The sequence below is a fragment of the Pseudomonas sp. GL_093 genome, from assembly GCF_057837605.1.
Genome location: NZ_CM174448.1, coordinates 3,123,609 through 3,140,016 on the forward strand (window position 1 = coordinate 3,123,609; position 16,408 = coordinate 3,140,016).

The 16,408-nt window shown below is 61.8% G+C and carries 14 protein-coding genes; 13 read left to right on the forward strand and 1 reads right to left on the reverse strand.

The window, feature by feature from the left end:
* The first annotated feature begins 1 nt into the window (after position 1).
* The 7 genes from AC3IUE_RS14465 to AC3IUE_RS14495 all read left to right on the forward strand — a co-directional run bounded on the left by AC3IUE_RS14465 (position 2) and on the right by AC3IUE_RS14495 (position 8,641).
* Entirely contained in the window at positions 2–1,843 is a 1,842-nt protein-coding gene (locus AC3IUE_RS14465) for an ABC transporter ATP-binding protein (RefSeq protein ID WP_489268294.1), read from the forward strand.
* Positions 1,840–2,148, forward strand: coding sequence for a (2Fe-2S)-binding protein (locus tag AC3IUE_RS14470; RefSeq protein ID WP_415769402.1), 309 nt, complete (start codon positions 1,840–1,842; stop codon positions 2,146–2,148). Before AC3IUE_RS14465 ends, AC3IUE_RS14470 begins: the two co-directional genes overlap by 4 nt.
* Positions 2,130–3,521 (forward strand): FAD/NAD(P)-dependent oxidoreductase, encoded by a 1,392-nt coding sequence (locus AC3IUE_RS14475; protein ID WP_489268297.1) that lies wholly within the window; start codon positions 2,130–2,132, stop codon positions 3,519–3,521. The genes AC3IUE_RS14470 and AC3IUE_RS14475 overlap by 19 nt, the downstream gene beginning before the upstream one ends.
* On the forward strand, positions 3,518–4,672 hold the full coding sequence (locus tag AC3IUE_RS14480; protein ID WP_489268299.1) for an NAD(P)/FAD-dependent oxidoreductase: 1,155 nt from the start codon (positions 3,518–3,520) through the stop codon (positions 4,670–4,672). Before AC3IUE_RS14475 ends, AC3IUE_RS14480 begins: the two co-directional genes overlap by 4 nt.
* Positions 4,669–5,826 carry an acetylornithine deacetylase gene (argE, locus tag AC3IUE_RS14485; protein WP_489268301.1) on the forward strand — a complete coding sequence of 386 codons (1,158 nt, stop codon included), beginning with the start codon at positions 4,669–4,671 and terminating at the stop codon, positions 5,824–5,826. The genes AC3IUE_RS14480 and argE overlap by 4 nt, the downstream gene beginning before the upstream one ends.
* A gap of 252 nt (positions 5,827–6,078) precedes the next feature.
* Positions 6,079–7,536: an NAD-dependent succinate-semialdehyde dehydrogenase gene (locus AC3IUE_RS14490; RefSeq protein ID WP_489268303.1), complete on the forward strand. Its 1,458-nt coding sequence runs from the start codon at positions 6,079–6,081 to the stop codon at positions 7,534–7,536.
* Positions 7,537–7,561: 25 nt separating this feature from the next.
* A complete protein-coding gene (locus tag AC3IUE_RS14495) occupies positions 7,562–8,641 on the forward strand; it encodes a tartrate dehydrogenase (RefSeq protein WP_489268305.1) in 1,080 nt (359 codons plus the stop codon).
* Between the two features lie 135 nt (positions 8,642–8,776).
* On the opposite strand, the gene AC3IUE_RS14500 is transcribed toward AC3IUE_RS14495, so the two are convergent.
* Positions 8,777–9,703, reverse strand: coding sequence for a 2-hydroxyacid dehydrogenase (locus AC3IUE_RS14500; protein WP_489268307.1), 927 nt, complete (start codon positions 9,701–9,703; stop codon positions 8,777–8,779).
* 272 nt (positions 9,704–9,975) lie between these two features.
* Between AC3IUE_RS14500 and gabT the strand changes: the two genes are divergently transcribed.
* The 6 genes from gabT to AC3IUE_RS14530 all read left to right on the forward strand — a co-directional run bounded on the left by gabT (position 9,976) and on the right by AC3IUE_RS14530 (position 16,363).
* Positions 9,976–11,268: a 4-aminobutyrate--2-oxoglutarate transaminase gene (gene gabT / locus AC3IUE_RS14505; protein ID WP_489268309.1), complete on the forward strand. Its 1,293-nt coding sequence runs from the start codon at positions 9,976–9,978 to the stop codon at positions 11,266–11,268.
* Positions 11,269–11,363: 95 nt separating this feature from the next.
* The gene (locus AC3IUE_RS14510; RefSeq protein WP_489268311.1) at positions 11,364–12,020 is read left to right on the forward strand and encodes an HAD family hydrolase; all 657 of its coding nucleotides are present in this window, start codon (positions 11,364–11,366) and stop codon (positions 12,018–12,020) included.
* Between the two features lie 45 nt (positions 12,021–12,065).
* A complete protein-coding gene (locus tag AC3IUE_RS14515) occupies positions 12,066–12,554 on the forward strand; it encodes an Lrp/AsnC family transcriptional regulator (RefSeq protein WP_008055821.1) in 489 nt (162 codons plus the stop codon).
* 394 nt (positions 12,555–12,948) lie between these two features.
* Entirely contained in the window at positions 12,949–13,719 is a 771-nt protein-coding gene (locus AC3IUE_RS14520) for a DUF4198 domain-containing protein (protein ID WP_489268314.1), read from the forward strand.
* 28 nt (positions 13,720–13,747) lie between these two features.
* Entirely contained in the window at positions 13,748–14,953 is a 1,206-nt protein-coding gene (locus AC3IUE_RS14525; RefSeq protein ID WP_056743923.1) for an acetyltransferase domain-containing protein, read from the forward strand.
* A gap of 66 nt (positions 14,954–15,019) precedes the next feature.
* On the forward strand, positions 15,020–16,363 hold the full coding sequence (locus tag AC3IUE_RS14530) for an OprD family porin (protein WP_489268316.1): 1,344 nt from the start codon (positions 15,020–15,022) through the stop codon (positions 16,361–16,363).
* The last annotated feature ends 45 nt before the right edge of the window (positions 16,364–16,408 follow it).

A 16,408-nucleotide genomic window follows, 5' to 3' on the forward strand; every position in this document is an offset into this window, starting at 1 on the left:
AATGAGTGAATTGATTCGAGTCGAAAACCTGCGCGTGGTCGCCTGTGGCGAGCGTGGCGAAGTGGAAATCGTCAAGGGCGTGAGTTTCTCCCTGGCCAAAGGTGAAGTGCTGGCGTTGATCGGCGAGTCCGGTTCCGGCAAGACCACCATCGCTCTGGCGCTGCTCGGTTACGCCCGGCGCGGTTGTCGCCTGGCGTCCGGCGTGGTGCAGATCGGCGAGCACGACATGCTGGCGTTGAGCGAAAGCGAGCTGCAAGGCCTGCGTGGCAACCGCGTGTCCTATATCGCCCAAAGTGCGGCGGCGGCGTTCAATCCGGCGAAAAAACTCATCGATCAAGTGGTGGAGGGCGCATTGATTCATGGCCTGGGCAGCCGGGCCGTGCTCGAAGCCAAGGCGATCGAGTTGTTCCGCGACCTGGCGCTGCCGGATCCCGATCGCATTGGCCAGCGCTACCCCCATCAAGTCTCCGGCGGGCAACTGCAGCGGGTGATGGCGGCCATGGCGCTGATCAGCGATCCGCTGCTGGTGGTGCTCGACGAACCGACGACGGCCCTCGACGTGACGACCCAGATCGACGTGCTGCGCGCCTTCAAACGGGTGGTGCGCGAACGGGGGGCGACGGCGGTTTACGTGTCCCACGATCTGGCGGTGGTCGCGCAGATGGCCGATCAGATTGTGGTGCTTAACGGCGGCGAGATTTTCGAACAAAGCGCCACTGCGCCCTTACTCAAAGGCCCGACCCACGAATACACCCGCAGCCTGCTGGCGGCGGCACGGCCGGACACCACGATTCGCCCGCCCTGCGATGTGGCGCAAGACACGCCCTTGCTGACCATCCAGGGCCTGACTGCCGGTTACGGCAACAAGAACATGCACGGCATGCCGTCGATTCGGGTGCTGGAAGACATCGACCTGACCGTGCGCCGGGGCCAGGCCATCGGCGTGATCGGTGAGTCGGGTTCGGGCAAATCGACCCTGGCGCGGGTGGTGGCGGGGTTGCTGACCCCGGCGCTGGGCGGGCTGACATTCGATGGTCAACCGCTGGGCGGCAGCCTGTCCGAGCGCACCGCCGAACAGTTCCGACGCATTCAAATGGTCTTCCAGAATGCCGACACTGCGCTCAACCCGATGCACAGCGTCAGCACCATCCTGAGCCGGCCGCTGAAGATGTATTTCGGTCTCAAAGGGGCTGCATTGCGCGAGCGCATCGGCGAGTTGCTGGATCTCGTTCGTTTGCCGCGAGCCATGGCCGAACGGCGTCCGAATGAACTGTCCGGCGGGCAAAAGCAGCGGGTCAACCTGGCCCGGGCGCTGGCGGCCAAACCGGACCTGATTCTGTGCGATGAGGTGACTTCGGCGCTGGACACCGTGGTCGGCGCGGCGATTCTCGAACTGCTGCGCGACTTGCGTCAGGAACTGGGGGTTTCGTACCTGTTCATCAGTCACGACATCTCCACCGTGCGCGCGCTGTGCGATGACATTGTGGTGATGTACAGCGGCCACAAAGTTCAGGCCGGCACTCGGCAAGCGTTCGCCCAGGCACCGTTCCATCCTTACACCGACCTGTTGATCCATTCGGTGCCGGAACTGCGTCAGGGCTGGCTGGAGAACTGCGGCACCACTTGCGGCGAACTGCCGCCAATCGGCGCCAGGGCCAACGTGCCGGAGCTGTGCACTTTCCTCAATCGGTGCCCGGTGCGGGTCGACGGCCTGTGCAATCGCACCGCGCCGAACCGCCGAGTCATCGCCGGTGGCAGCGAAATCCTTTGCCACCACGATACGGCCGAGCTGCTGAAAACCCAGCAGGATTTGAACATCATGAGCCAGGGAGCCTATGCATGAAGGGGCGTTTTGTGAGGCTGGCCGAGCAGGGCCGGCCGACCGTCAATCTGAAGGTGGACGGCGCACCCATCGAGGCGCTGCAGGGCGATACCCTGATGGTCGCGTTGCTGACTCAGGGCTCGGCGTTGCGCCAGTCGGAATTCGATTCTGGCCGCCGCGCCGGTTTTTGTTTGATGGGCGCCTGCCAGGATTGCTGGGTCTGGACCCGCAGCGGCGAACGCCTGCGTGCCTGTTCCAACGAAGTCCGTGAAGGGCTGGACATCGTCACCACACAACCGGAGGCGACATGGCCACTGCACGGCTGAGCTCTAATAAAGTCGTTATCGTCGGCGCCGGGCCGGCCGGGATTCGCTGTGCCGAAACCCTGGTGGCCGCAGGTTTAAAGCCGATCCTGATCGATGAAAATCGCCGGGATGGCGGGCAGATCTACCGCCGCCAGCCAGAAGGCTTTACCCGCGATTACGCCACGCTGTACGGCACCGAAGCCGCCAAGTCACGGGACCTGCACCTAAGCTTCGATCGCTTGCGCGGGGCGATCGACTACCGCCCGGACACACTGGTGTGGAACCTCACGCCGGGGCAATTGTGCTGCGTCAGTCAGGGCAAGCACTCGACGGTGGATTACGACGCGTTGATCCTCTGCACCGGCGCCACCGATCGCTTGATGCCAATCGAAGGCTGGCAATTGGCGGGCACCTACAGCCTCGGCGGGGCGCAGATCGCGCTCAAGTCCCAGGCAGTCTCCATCGGCCACAGCGTGGTGTTCATGGGCAGCGGGCCGTTGCTGTATCTGGTGGCCAGCCAATATGTCAAAGCCGGCGCCAATGTGGCGGCAGTACTCGATACCTCGCCGCTGAGCAAACGCATCCTTGCCATGCCCAAACTGCTGGCGCGTCCCGGATTGCTGTTCACCGGGATGAAACTCTTGGCGCAGTTGTATCAGGCGAAGATCCCGGTGCACCTGGGGATCAAACCCCTGCAAGTGCTGGGCGACGCCGCGAGCGGAGTCAGTGGCGTGCGGGTCAGCACGGCGCGCGGGGAAACCCTGACGGTCAATTGCGATGCCGTGGCCCTGGGTTATCACCTGCGCCCGGAAACGCAATTGGCGGACCTGGCCGGTTGTCGCCTGCGGTTCGATGAGGCGTCCAGTCAATGGTTGTTGGCGGTTGATGAGGACGGCCGGACCTCGGTCAGTGGTGTGTACGCGGCCGGGGACGGCTCGAAGATTCGTGGCGCAGATGCCGCTGAACACGCCGGAAGGCTGGTCGCGATGGCGCTGTTGGAGGACCTGCACCAACCTTTAAATGCTGGTTTGCGCGACGAACAACGCCACGCGCTGGCGGTGATGGATCAGTTTCGTTTGGGGCTGGCCCAGGCGTTTCCCTGGCCGTCGGCGCAAGCCAAAGCCTTGCCGGATGCTGCCATCGTCTGTCGCTGCGAGATGATCAGCGCCGGGGAGTTGCGCCGCACCGTCAGCGAAAAAGGTGCCTGTGAAGTCAATCGGGCCAAGGCGTTCAGCCGGGTCGGCATGGGCCGTTGCCAGGGTCGTTATTGCTCCCAGGCCGGGGCCGAGGTGATTGCTGCCGCTGCGGGTGTCAGCGTGCAACAGGTCGGCCGGCAGCGCGGTCAGGCGCCGGTCAAACCCCTTTCGATGCTCACCGAGGAGGTGTCGCCATGACGGTTCACAAAGCCGATGTCGTGATTGTCGGCGGCGGCCTGATGGGCTCGGCGGCGGCGTTTTTTCTGCGTCAGCGCGGTCAGTCGGTGATCCTGCTGGAGCGCGACCAGATTGGTCAGTACGCCAGCGGCGTGAACTTCGGCAACGTACGGCGCCAGGGCCGATTCCTTGGGCAACTGGCGTTGGCCAACCGTTCGTGGGCCCTGTGGAAGCGCTTGCCAGAGTTGATCGACGACGATCTCGAATTCATCGCCAGCGGGCACATGCGTGTGTGTTACCGCGAAGACGAAATCCCTGAGCTGGAAGCCTACGCGGCAGCACCTGAAGCGGCGCAACTGGACCTGAAAATCTTTCGCGGCGCCGAGTTGCACGAGCGCTTCCCGTTTCTCGGGCCAGACGTGAAGGGCGGCTCCTACGCGCCCCACGACGGCCACGCCAATCCACGGTTGGCTGCCCCGGCGTTTGCCCGTGCCGCACGACGCCTTGGCGCGCGGATCGAAGAACAGACCGAAGTCGCCGAAGTGCAGAAGGTCGCTGGCGAGTTCAGCGTCACCACCACCGATGGCCGCCAATTCAGCGCCGCCCAGCTGTTGATCACCGCGGGCGCCTGGGGCCAAAAGCTGTCGGCGCAGTTCGGCGAGCCAGTGCCGCTGGACACCCACGGCCCGCAAATGGCGGTAACCGAACCGGTGCCTTACGCCTTGCCGACGGTCATCGGCGTGTACACCAAAATTCCCGAGGAAGTGATCTATTTCCGCCAGATTCCGCGCGGCAACATCGTCATTGGCGGTGGTTACCGCAGCAAACCGGACATGCTCAATCGCCGGGCCTATGTCGAGCCGCGCAGCATCCTCAATCAGATGGAACAGATGCGCCGCCTGCTGCCGGGAGTCGGCAATCTCAACATCATTCGGGTCTGGAGCGGCATCGAAGGCTATCTGCCTGACTCCCTGCCGGTGATGGGCCCCAGCGGCACTGTCGATGGCTTGTTCTATGCGTTCGGCTTCTGCGGCCACGGCTTCCAGCTCGGCCCTGGCGTCGGCGATGTGATGGCCGAACTGATCAGCACCGGCAGCACCAGCACGTCGATTGAGCCGTTCTCCATCAACCGGTTCGCCCTCTCAGCCGAGCAACGGAGCAAGGCCTCATGAAACCCCGTGTACTGGAAATTCTCAAACGCCTGATGGCCTTCGACACCGTGTCTTCGGAGTCGAACATGGCCCTGATCGAGTACGTGCGCGAGCTACTGCTGACCAAAGGCATCGAGTCGCTGATCGTCAAGGATGAAACCGGCAAGAAGGCCAACCTGTTCGCCAGCACCGGCCCACGCGAGTTGCCGGGGATTCTGCTGTCCGGGCATACCGACGTGGTGCCGGCGGCGGGGCAGGCCTGGACCTTCCCGGCCTTTCAGGCAACGGTGCAGGACGGGCGGATTTACGGCCGTGGCAGTTGCGACATGAAGGGCTTCATTGCATTGGCCATCGACGCGATGCTCGACGCGGCGGACAGCCCCTTGAGCCGACCGCTGCAACTGGCGCTGTCCCATGACGAAGAGACCGGTTGCGTCGGCGTGCGCCGTTTGCTGGACGTGTTGCACCTGGCGCCGGTGCGACCGTTTTTGTGCCTGATTGGTGAGCCGACCAACATGCAGTTTGTGTTGGGGCACAAGGGCAAAGGTTCTTACCGCACGTATTGTCGCGGCCTGGAAGCGCATTCCTCGCTGGCACCGCGCTCGGTCAATGCGATTCACGTGGCCTGCGATTTCATCGCCGCGCTGCGTCAAAGCCAGCAGCAGTTGCAAGAGCAGGGCGCCCAGGATGCTGACTACGACGTGCCCTACAGCACCGTGCATGTCGGGCAGATCGTTGGCGGCAAGGCGCTGAACATTGTGCCGAACCTGTGCACCCTGGACTTCGAAGTGCGCAACTTGCCGGCGGACGATCTGGATCAGTTCCTGGAACAGATGCGCGAGCGTGCCGAAGTCATCGTGCGTGAGGCCAAAAAGCTGTCCAGTGTTGCGGCCATTGAGATTGAAACCGTCAACGTCTATCCCGGTCTCGATACGCACCCGAGCGTCGAAGCGGTGCGCTTTCTGAAGAACTTCGCCGCGCCGGATACCGGCACCGCCAAAGTATCGTTCGGCACCGAAGGCGGGCTGTTCAAGCAGCGCCTCGATGTGCCGGTGGTGGTTTGCGGACCGGGTTCGATCGAACAGGCGCACAAACCGGACGAGTTCATCGAGATCAGCCAGATGGAGGCCGCGGAGCGGTTTCTTGATGGCCTGCTCGGTTCCCTGAAACAGTGATTTCCCCTGTGGGAGCGAGCCTGCTCGCGATAGCGTCCTTCCAGTCGATGTAGTTGTCGCCTGACACACCGCTATCGCGAGCAGGCTCGCTCCCACAGGGTTTTGTGTTTGTCTGACGGACCATAAGACTCTCGGTAGAGCCTGCCGTCCCACCCCGAATTTCAGCATCCAACACCGCGCAAACCACACTTTCAGCATCCTCATCCGCAGCACCTCCCTAGACTGGAGCGTGTCTCGGATCAGGACTCGACCATGCTCAAGAATCGTTTGAAAGACCCCAGCCTTCTGGCAGAACTCGCCTATGTCGACGGGCAGTGGATCGGCGCCGACAACGCCGCGACCCTGGACGTCATCGACCCGGCCAACGGCCAGTTGCTTGCCCGCGTACCGGCGATGCAAGGCGCGGAAACCCGTCGCGCCATCGAAGCGGCCGAAAAAGCCTGGCCGGCCTGGCGCGCACGCCCGGCGGCGGAACGTGCGGCGCTGCTTGAGCGCTGGTATCAGGCCATGATCGACAACCTCGACGACCTGGCGCTGATCATGACTTGCGAGCAGGGCAAGCCGTTGAACGAAGCCAAAGGCGAAATTCGCTACGGCGCCGGTTTCGTCAAATGGTTCGCCGAGGAGGCCCGACGGGTCTACGGCGAAACCATGCCGGCCCCCAGCGGTGACCGCCGACTGCTGACCCTCAAGCAACCAGTAGGTGTGTGCGCCGCGATCACCCCGTGGAATTTCCCCAACGCGATGATCACCCGCAAATGCGCACCGGCCCTGGCGGCCGGGTGCCCGATTATCGTCAAACCCTCGGACCTGACGCCATTGTCTGCTTTGGCGTTGGCGGTACTGGCCGAACGCGTGGGCATCCCGGCCGGGGTGTTCAACGTGTTGACCGGCATGCCCGTCGGCATCGGCGAAGAGCTGACCGGCAACCCGAGCGTGCGCAAGATTTCCTTCACCGGTTCGACCGCCGTCGGCCGCTTGCTGATGCGCCAGAGCGCCGAACACATCAAGCGCTTGAGCCTGGAACTGGGCGGCAACGCGCCGTTCATTGTGTTCGACGACGCTGACCTTGAGCAGGCCGTCGCCGGCATCATGCTCAGCAAGTTTCGCAACGCCGGGCAAACTTGCGTCTGTGCCAATCGCATTCTGGTGCAGGACGGCATCTACGAACGTTTCACCCAGCGTCTGGTGGAGGAGGTGGGCAAGCTCAAGGTCGGTAACGGCCTGGACGCCGACGTCACCATCGGTCCGCTGATCAACCCGGCGGCGGTGAGCAAAGTCGCCCGGCACATCGACGATGCCCTGAGTCAGGGCGCGCGGTTGCTCTGTGGTGGTATTCCCGAGGGCGACAGCCAATTCGTGCAGCCCACGGTACTCGGCGAGGCCCACGCGGGCATGCTGCTGGCCAACGAAGAAACCTTCGGCCCGGTGGCGCCGCTGATGCGCTTTACCGATGAAGCCGAAGCCCTCGCCCTGGCCAATGCCACGCCTTACGGTTTGGGTGCCTACTATTTCACCCAGGACTTGCGTCGTTCATGGCGTTTCGGCGAGGCGTTGGAGTTCGGCATGGTCGGCCTCAACACCGGGATCATTTCCATGGAAGTCGCGCCGTTCGGCGGCATCAAACAATCGGGCCTGGGCCGCGAAGGCAGCAAGTACGGTCTGGATGAATACCTTGAAGTCAAAGCCTTCCACATCGGTGGGCTGTAATTCACAGACACGGGGAGGCAGATTGATGAGCAAGACATTCAAAATCGCCGCGATTGCCGGCGATGGCATCGGCAAGGAAGTGCTGCCGGAAGGGCTGCGAGTACTGGAGCAGGCCGCGAAGAAATGGCAGCTGGATCTGAGCATCGAAGTGCTCGATTGGGCGCATTGCGATTACTACCTGGAACACGGGCAAATGATGCCCGACGATTGGTTCGAACAGCTCAAGGGCTTCGACGCGATTTACTTCGGTGCCGTGGGTTGGCCGGACAAGGTGCCGGACCACATTTCCCTGTGGGGCTCGCTGCTCAAGTTTCGCCGGGACTTTGACCAGTACGTGAACATTCGTCCGGTGCGGCTGTTCCCAGGCGTGCCGTGTCCCTTGGCCGGACGCAAACCGGGGGACATCGATTTCGTGGTGATCCGCGAGAACACCGAGGGCGAGTATTCGTCGGTGGGCGGCAAGATGTTCGAAGGCACCGAGCATGAATTCGTGCTGCAAGAGTCGGTGTTTACCCGGCGCGGCGTGGACCGGATTCTCAAGTTCGCCTTCGAACTGGCCCAGACCCGACCGCGCAAGCGCCTGACGGCGGCGACCAAGTCCAACGGGATTTCCATCAGCATGCCGTACTGGGACGAGCGCACCGCATTGATGGCGGCGCAGTACCCGGACATCACCTGGGACAAGCAGCACATCGACATTCTGTGCGCGCGTTTCGTGCTGCAACCGGACCGGTTTGATGTGGTGGTGGCGTCAAACCTGTTCGGCGATATTCTGTCCGACCTGGGACCGGCGTGTGCAGGGACCATTGGTATTGCGCCGTCGGCCAACCTTGATCCTGAACGTCGCTTTCCGTCGCTGTTCGAACCGGTGCACGGCTCGGCGCCGGACATCTATGGGCAGAACATCGCCAACCCGATTGCGATGATCTGGTCAGGGGCTTTGATGCTGGATTTTCTGGGGAATGGAGATGAGCGCTATCGCGCGGCGCATGACGGGATTTTGCAGGCGATTGAGCGGGTGATTGCGCAGGGGCCGATTACGCCGGATTTGGGGGGGAAGGGTTCTACTCAAGAGGTTGGCAAAGCCATCGCCGACATTCTCTAAGCCACCACTGAATGATCGTTCCCACGCTCTGCGTGGGAATGCCTCAAGGGACGCTCCGCGTTCCAGCTCTGGAAAGGGACGCGGAGCGTCCCGGGCTGCATTCCCACGCAGAGCGTGGGAACGATCAATGTGGTGTCAGTAACCTTGGGTGCGGTTGATCAGGCCCACCATCGGTTCGCCTCTTTGATGCCGCCGAATATTCTCCAACAACACCCCAAACGCACTCTCCGGCTGCGTCATCGCGGCAATATGCGGGGTCAGCAGAATCTGCGGATGATCCCAAAACGGATGATCCTTCGGCGCCGGTTCTTCCTGCAGCACATCCAGCACCGCGCCACTGAGCTGCCCGCTGTCCAGCGCCTCCAGCAAGTCACTTTCCACCAGATGCCCGCCACGGCCCATGTTGATCAACGCCGCGCCATGGGGTAATTGCCGAAACAACTCACGATCAAGAATGCCCTGAGTCTGCTCAGTCAGCGGCAGCACGCACAGCAGAATGTCGCACCGACTGAGAAACACCGGCAGTTGCTCGCGACCGGCATAGCACTCCACGCCAGCGACCTGATGCGCACTGCGCGCCCAACCCGACAAGGCAAAGCCCAACGGCTGTAACGTCGCCAAAATTTGCTGAGCCTGGGCACCAAGGCCCATCACGCCGATCCGGCGCGTGATCGCCGGTTGCAGCAAGTGCGCCTGCCAGCACCGCGCCATTTGTTGCTGGCGATAACGCAGCATGTCCCGGTGCAGGCTCAGCACCGCAAAACTGGCGTACTCGCACATGCCGCGGGTGATGCCCGGGTCCAGCAGGCGCACCACCGGCAAGCTTGCGGGCAAGCGACTGAGGTCCAGTTGATCGACCCCGGCGGACAACGCAAATAGCACTTTCAGATTCGGCAGCAAAACCTCGAGATCGTCGGGTGCCTGCCAGGCGGCGAGGTACTCGATGTCCGCGGGATCACCGATGTCCGGCCAGGCGCGCCATTCGATATCCGGGGCGTGTTCGGCAAACAGCGCTTTCCACTGTTCGCCGCGCACAGGGTCAGCTTTATAAAGCAGGGCCATGGGCATGTCCTGAGGGATGAAGGTGTTGTCCATCATCGCGCAACGTCGGCGCAGGATCTGTCGAAAGGGCCGGGTTAAACGGGTTTCGCGATGTTCGATCAGCGACGGCCCGGCAGATTCGGCGGGTGAAAGGAATCTGCCGTTTGGCAGGGTGAAAACAGTCGATCCGAATTTCTCAGGGGCCAAGTTCGGCGTAGATCGTTTCGCGCAAGGCTTAACCTGAACACCATCGCAACCACCTCCCGGTTGCCGGACTCACGATGGGATATGCCATGAATAGCAAAGTCGACGAAACCCCTCATTTGCTCCGTCAGCGCGATCAATTCGTGCCGCGTGGCCTGGTTACCGCTCACCCGTTGGTGATCGATCGCGCCCAAGGAGCCGAGTTGTGGGACGTGGACGGCAAGCGCTACCTGGATTTTGTCGGCGGCATCGGTGTGCTGAACATCGGTCACAACCACCCGAAGGTGGTCGCTGCGGTGCAGGCGCAATTGCAAAAGGTCTCTCACGCCTGCTTCCAGGTGGTGGCCTATAAGCCTTATCTGGACCTGGCCCAGCGTCTGTGCGAAATGATCGGTGGCAAGGAAGCGTATAAAGCGGCGTTCTTTACCTCCGGTGCCGAGGCGGTGGAAAACGCGGTGAAAATCGCCCGCGCCCACACCAACCGCTCGGCGGTGATCGCCTTTCGCGGTGGCTTCCACGGCCGTACCTTGCTCGGCACCACGCTGACCGGCATGAGCCAGCCGTACAAACAGAACTTCGGGCCGTTCGCGCCAGAGGTCTTCCACACTCCGTATCCGAATGCCTATCGCGGCGTCACCAGCGAGATGGCGCTCAAGGCCCTCGACGAGTTGCTGGCCACCCAGGTTGCCCCTGAGCGTGTCGCCGCGATCATCATTGAACCGGTGCAGGGTGACGGCGGTTTCCTGTCGGCACCGGCGGAGTTTCTCCAGGCCCTGCGCGCGCTGACTGAAAAGCACGGCATCGTGCTGATTCTCGATGAAATCCAGACCGGTTTCGGCCGTACCGGCAAGTGGTTCGGTTTCCAGCACGCCGGCATTCAGCCGGACCTGGTGACCGTCGCCAAGAGCCTGGCCGGTGGCTTGCCGTTGTCCGGGGTGGTCGGCAAGGCTGAGATCATGGACGCGCCGCTACCCGGTGGCCTGGGCGGCACGTACGGTGGCAACGCCTTGTCCTGCGCCGCTGCGCTGGCGGTGATCGATGCCTTCGAGGAAGAACAGCTGCTGGCCCGCGGCGAAGCATTGGGCGAGCGTTTGCGTCAGGGGCTGCTGCGTTTGCAGGCCCGTTACGGGCAAATCGGCGACGTGCGCGGCACCGGATTCATGCTGGCAATCGAACTGATCAAGGATGACGCGGCCCGCACGCCGGACGCCGACCTGAATCAGCGACTGATCGATGAAGCCCGGGCCGGCGGTTTGCTGGTGATCAAATGCGGTGTGTACCGCAACGTGCTGCGCTTCCTCGCACCGCTGGTGGCCACCGAAGCACAGGTCGATGAAGCGCTGCAGATTCTTGAAGCGGCATTGGCACGCGTCTTGAACTGAGCTCATGGCCGCTCGGGGCGGTGCCACAAGGCATCGTCCGTGAGCGTTTATGGAGCATGGATTGATGGAATGCATCATCGGAGGCTTTGCACACCATGGGGCTGACTGATTATCGAGCACTGCTCATCGATTGCGATGAGGTCCTGGTCGATCGGGACTCGGGTGTCTGGACGGCACTGCAACCGCTGCTGGACAGCCGAGGCGGTCATCCGGACAAGGAACAGGTGCTGGCCGAATACAGCGAGGTGGTGCGCGCGCTGTATCCGCGTTTCGCTGAACTGGGCTTTAGTGGCGTGCTGTGTTTCGCCCATCGCCAGCTGGCCGAGCGCTGGGGCCTGAAAGCCAGTTGGGAGGAGGGCATGAGCTTTGCCCGTTCGGTGGCCGGCTGGTCGCTGTTCGAGGACGCGCCCGGGGCAATGTTGTACCTGCGCAAGTTCTACCGCTTGCTGGTGCACGGCGACCGGGATGCCGAGGATCGAGGGTTGCTGTGTGAGCGGCTGGGGATCATGCCCGACGATTTCATTTCACTGGCCAGCGACCCTTTGCTCGATCCGCAGTGGTTAAAGACCAACGACCTTGAACCCGGCAACATCCTGCAAGTGACCCGTCCTTCGGCCGGTCGACAGGCGGCCAAAGACGTGTGCCTGATCTGTCGCGGCCGGTCAAAACACCCCACGCCGTGCGCGGCGGATTACTGTATTAACAGCATGGCGGATCTGGTAGCTCAGCATCAGCTGTCTTTACGGCGCTGATTTTGCTAGAAGATTGTCTTACAAACGGCAGTCAAGAGGTACGCAATGGAAGGGTTAGTCAAACTGGACCGAATCGACATCAGCATCCTGGTTGAGCTGCAAAAGGACGGGCGCATGACCAACGTCAGCCTGGCCGATGCCGTGGGGTTGTCGGCCAGTCCCTGCCTGCAACGGGTCAAACGGCTTGAGTCGGCCGGGTATATTTCCAGCTACAAGGCGCACCTGAACCTGGCCAAGATCACCGATTCGGTGACGGTGTTTACCGAAATCACCTTGAGCGACCACAAGCGCGAAGACTTCGCCAAGTTCGAGTCCAATATCCGTCTGGTGGACGAAGTGCTCGAATGCCATTTGATCAGCGGTGGCTACGATTATCTGGTGCGCTTCATGACCCGCAGCATCCAGCATTATCAGGAAGTGATCGAAAGCCTGCTGGACAAGAACATCGGCATTTCCAAGTACTTCAGTTACATCGTCATCAAATCTCCAGTGCTCAAGGACGGCGTGCCGCTGCGCAAGTTGCTGCGCCACTGACAGACTCCATTCTCAAACCCAATACAAATCCCCTGTGGGAGCGAGCTTGCTCGCGATAGCGACGTCACAGTCAGCAGAGATGTTGAATGTGATGCCCTCATCGCGAGCAAGCTCGCTCCCACAGTTGTTTTGCAGTGCACGTTCTTTGGACATTGATCCAACAGAACCGCCCAACGCGCTTCATCCTGGCGCAAGCCGCATAAACGGCTGTTTCAAGCCACAAAAACAGTTGCCGATTGCCCCCTATGCACTGATTTCAGAGCAAAGCGCAAAAGTCTCTGCGCTGTAATGCGTTCAGAGAGAGGGGAGCGGTTTTTGAAGTCGCTGATTCCACAGGATGAGACGGCTGCAACAAACCGCTGAATAACACCAATCGGAGCGTAAAAAAATGCGAATGAGCAACGCAAAAGCACTATTGGGTTACGGCGTCTTATTGCTGGCGAGCAGCAGCGAGGCACATCAAATCTGGTATGAACAACCACCCGGGCAACCCCTGGCGTTGTACTACGGGGAATATGACAAGAACATGCTGGAAGTCACGCCGGGCGGGATGGACCGGTTCCAGCAACTCAAGGGCTGGTCGATCAGCAACCAGTCCCAGCCGTTAACACTGACCTTGCAGCGCCAGGCCTTTGCGGTGACGCATCAAACCCGGACCGATGACTCGCTGCTGGCCCAGGACCTGCACTATCCGATCTTCGACCTTCATGAGGCGGACAAGGCGCTGAAGACCCACTGGACGCCGGCGACCCGTTGGGTCGGTGACTTGCGCGCGCGCACCCCGGAACTGACCCTGGACATCGTGCCGACCGGCGTCGCCGATGCGGGCAAGGCGCAGTTCCAGGTGTTCTATGCGTCCAAACCGTTGGCCGACCAGGACGTGGTGCTGGAAACCGGTTCCGGTGACGTGTTCACCCAGCGCACCGACGCCGCGGGCAAAGTCAGCTTCGAGCTGCCGTGGCAGGGCACCTACGTGGTGGCCGTGGAATACAAGGACCGCACGCCCGGCGAGCGCATCAGTCCTCAAGGCAAGGCCGAACCGTTCGATATAAAGAGCTTCAGTTCGACACTGTCGTTCTATCGATCACAGGGCCAGACGCCGTTGCCGCGAGCGCCGTCGCAGCTGCCGGCATCGGAAGTCGCCAGGCTGAAGAAACAGGCCTGACCCCTCGACCACTACATGAGTGACTGATATGACCCCATCTTCAGGATTGGCAGGGCAGGCGACAGCCGCTTCCCCTGCGCTTGCAACCAGTGCCGTCAAGGCCAACACCCGCATGCTGGCGATCGACGCCTTGCGCGGCTTCGTCATGCTGTTGATGCTGATCGACCATGTGCGCGAAACCTTTCTGCTGCACCGTCAGGTCACCGACCCGATCGATGCGTTGAGCGTCACGCCGGACCTGTACTTCACCCGCATGCTCAGCGAGATCTGCGCCCCGGCGTTCATCTTCCTCACCGGTTTGTCGGCCTGGCTCTACAGCCAGAAACACACGGCGAAAGAAACCTCGGTGTTCCTGCTCAAGCGCGGGTTGTTTCTGGTGTTTCTCGAAGTCACCTTCGTGTGCTTTGCCTGGAACGCCGAGTTCCCGCCCAAGACCCTGTGGCTGCAGGTGATCTGGTGCATCGGCATCTGCATGATCGTGCTTGCCGGGTTGCTGCACTTCAAACGCAGTTGGTTGATCGTGCTCGGTGTGGCCATTGTCGCCGGGCACAACCTGCTCGATGGCGTGACCGTGGGGCCGGAATCGCCGTTCTTTGTGCCGTGGTCGATCCTGCATCAGCGGGTGTTCATCGACATCACCGAATTCACCCGGGCCCGCACCACTTACCCGGTATTGCCCTGGATTGGCGTGATCCTGCTGGGGTGGGGAATCGGGCCGTGGTTCGGCAAGGACACGGCCCCGGCCGAGCGGATTTCCCGCCTGCTCAAACTGGGCGCCGGCCTGCTGGTAGCGTTCGTGTTCATTCGCTATCTGAACGTCTATGGCGAGAAACCCTGGGTGCAGACCGGTGATGCGTTGCGCACCTTCATGAGTTTCATGAGCGCCAAGAAGTACCCGCCCTCGCTGATGTTCCTGATGCCGACGATTGGCCTTTCGCTGATCTTGCTGGCGCTGTTCGAGAAGCTGCAGGATCGCTGGTCCACCGCGACCCTGGCGATTTACGGCGGGGCGCCGATGTTCTTCTATTTGCTGCACTTGTACGTACTCAAGGCCATGTACCTGGTGGCGGTCGCGATCTGGGGCGCCAATCAGGGGGCCTACTATGGCTTCGATAACCTGCCCACGGTGTGGCTGTGGAGTGTGATCCTCGGGGTGCTGCTGTTCTTCCCGACGCGCTGGTTCGCCAACCTCAAACAGCGCCGCCGCGATATCGCGATCCTCAAATACCTCTGAGGTGACCTACGGTGTCCCCCGTTCGGCGGGACACCTTGCAGACCCCGAATTCTGTGGAGTTGCACTGTGAAAACCCTATCGACGCATACCCTGCTATTGGCATTGGGCGGGCAGTCCCTGCTCGCCCTGGCTTCAGAGCAAGACACCGCAAAAGGCTTTATCGAAGACAGCCAATGGAGCCTGCTGAACCGCAGCCTCTACGACCGTCGCGACTATGAACACGGCTCACTGAGCAATGGCGCGCGCAACGCCTTCAAGCCCCGCGCTGAACGCAGCGACCTGGCCGAGGAGTGGGCCTACGGCCTGATGGCCGATTTCACCTCCGGCTACACCGCCGGCACCGTGGGCTTGGGCCTGGACGCCCATGTGTATTCCGGCTGGGAACTGGACAGCGGCGGCGGGCGGGCCGGCAAGACGCGGGTGTTGGGCGTGGACAATGACGGGCACCCCAAGGATGAATTCAGCCGTGGCGGCGCCGTGGCCAAGCTGCGGTTTTCCTCGACGGAATTGCGTTACGGCGAGCAGCGGGTGAAAACCCCGGTGTTCGGTTCATCCGACAGCCGCTTGCTGCCGGAGACCGCCACCGGCTGGCTGCTGACCAGTCGCGAACTGCCCGCCACCACCCTGTATGGCGGACATTTCAACGAAAGTACCGACCGCAACGCCACCAGTCATGACCAAGGCTTTGTGGTCAATTACTCCAACGGCAAACAGGGCGACAGCTTTGACTTGGTGGGGGTGCGCAACACGGCGGTCAAAGGGCTCAACGCCAGCCTGTTCAGCGCGGATTACGCCGACACCTGGCGACAGCATTACCTGGGCGCGGTCTACACCCAGCCGTTGGCGGAAGGCCAGGACCTGATCTTTGATCTCAATCTGTACCGAACCCAGGACACCGGAAAAGCCTTGTCCGGCCGCATCGACAACACCACCTGGAGTTTGCTGTCGACCTACAAACTCGGTGCCCACAGCTTCGGGCTGGGTTATCAAAAGGTCGATGGCGACACGCCCTTCGATTACGTGACCCGTGGCGCGATCTACCTGAGCAACGCCGTGGCGCTGTCCGATTTCAACGCGCCCCGGGAAGCTTCCTGGCAAGCGCGCTACGACCTGAACATGGCTGGTTATGGCATTCCCGGCCTGACCTTCGGCGCACTGTACGTGCGCGGCAGCGGCATCGACGGTACGCACATGGACCCGAACGGCGGATACAAATGGCTGGGTTACGGGCAGGGCGGCAAGCACTGGGAACGTGATCTGCAGGCCAAATACGTGGTGCAGTCGGGCGTCGCGAAAAACCTCGCGTTCAGCCTGCGCCATGCGGTTCATCGCGGGAATGCGGCGCAAGCGGAGCTGGACGCCAATCAGATCCGCCTGGCGATCGAATACCCGCTGGGTGGCAAATTCTGATCCGTAACGGGATCGTCTTTGTGCACTTTTATAAGGCCGCGCAAC

Bases quoted from the DNA above. Each gene is read 5' to 3' on its own strand.
- AC3IUE_RS14465 (WP_489268294.1), top strand. From the start codon at position 2: ATGAGTGAATTGATTCGAGTCGAAAACCTGCGCGTGGTCGCCTGTGGC.
- AC3IUE_RS14470 (WP_415769402.1), top strand. From the start codon at position 1,840: ATGAAGGGGCGTTTTGTGAGGCTGGCCGAGCAGGGCCGGCCGACCGTC.
- AC3IUE_RS14475 (WP_489268297.1), top strand. From the start codon at position 2,130: ATGGCCACTGCACGGCTGAGCTCTAATAAAGTCGTTATCGTCGGCGCC.
- AC3IUE_RS14480 (WP_489268299.1), top strand. From the start codon at position 3,518: ATGACGGTTCACAAAGCCGATGTCGTGATTGTCGGCGGCGGCCTGATG.
- argE (WP_489268301.1), top strand. From the start codon at position 4,669: ATGAAACCCCGTGTACTGGAAATTCTCAAACGCCTGATGGCCTTCGAC.
- AC3IUE_RS14490 (WP_489268303.1), top strand. From the start codon at position 6,079: ATGCTCAAGAATCGTTTGAAAGACCCCAGCCTTCTGGCAGAACTCGCC.
- AC3IUE_RS14495 (WP_489268305.1), top strand. From the start codon at position 7,562: ATGAGCAAGACATTCAAAATCGCCGCGATTGCCGGCGATGGCATCGGC.
- AC3IUE_RS14500 (WP_489268307.1), bottom strand. From the start codon at position 9,703: ATGGCCCTGCTTTATAAAGCTGACCCTGTGCGCGGCGAACAGTGGAAA.
- gabT (WP_489268309.1), top strand. From the start codon at position 9,976: ATGAATAGCAAAGTCGACGAAACCCCTCATTTGCTCCGTCAGCGCGAT.
- AC3IUE_RS14510 (WP_489268311.1), top strand. From the start codon at position 11,364: ATGGGGCTGACTGATTATCGAGCACTGCTCATCGATTGCGATGAGGTC.
- AC3IUE_RS14515 (WP_008055821.1), top strand. From the start codon at position 12,066: ATGGAAGGGTTAGTCAAACTGGACCGAATCGACATCAGCATCCTGGTT.
- AC3IUE_RS14520 (WP_489268314.1), top strand. From the start codon at position 12,949: ATGAGCAACGCAAAAGCACTATTGGGTTACGGCGTCTTATTGCTGGCG.
- AC3IUE_RS14525 (WP_056743923.1), top strand. From the start codon at position 13,748: ATGACCCCATCTTCAGGATTGGCAGGGCAGGCGACAGCCGCTTCCCCT.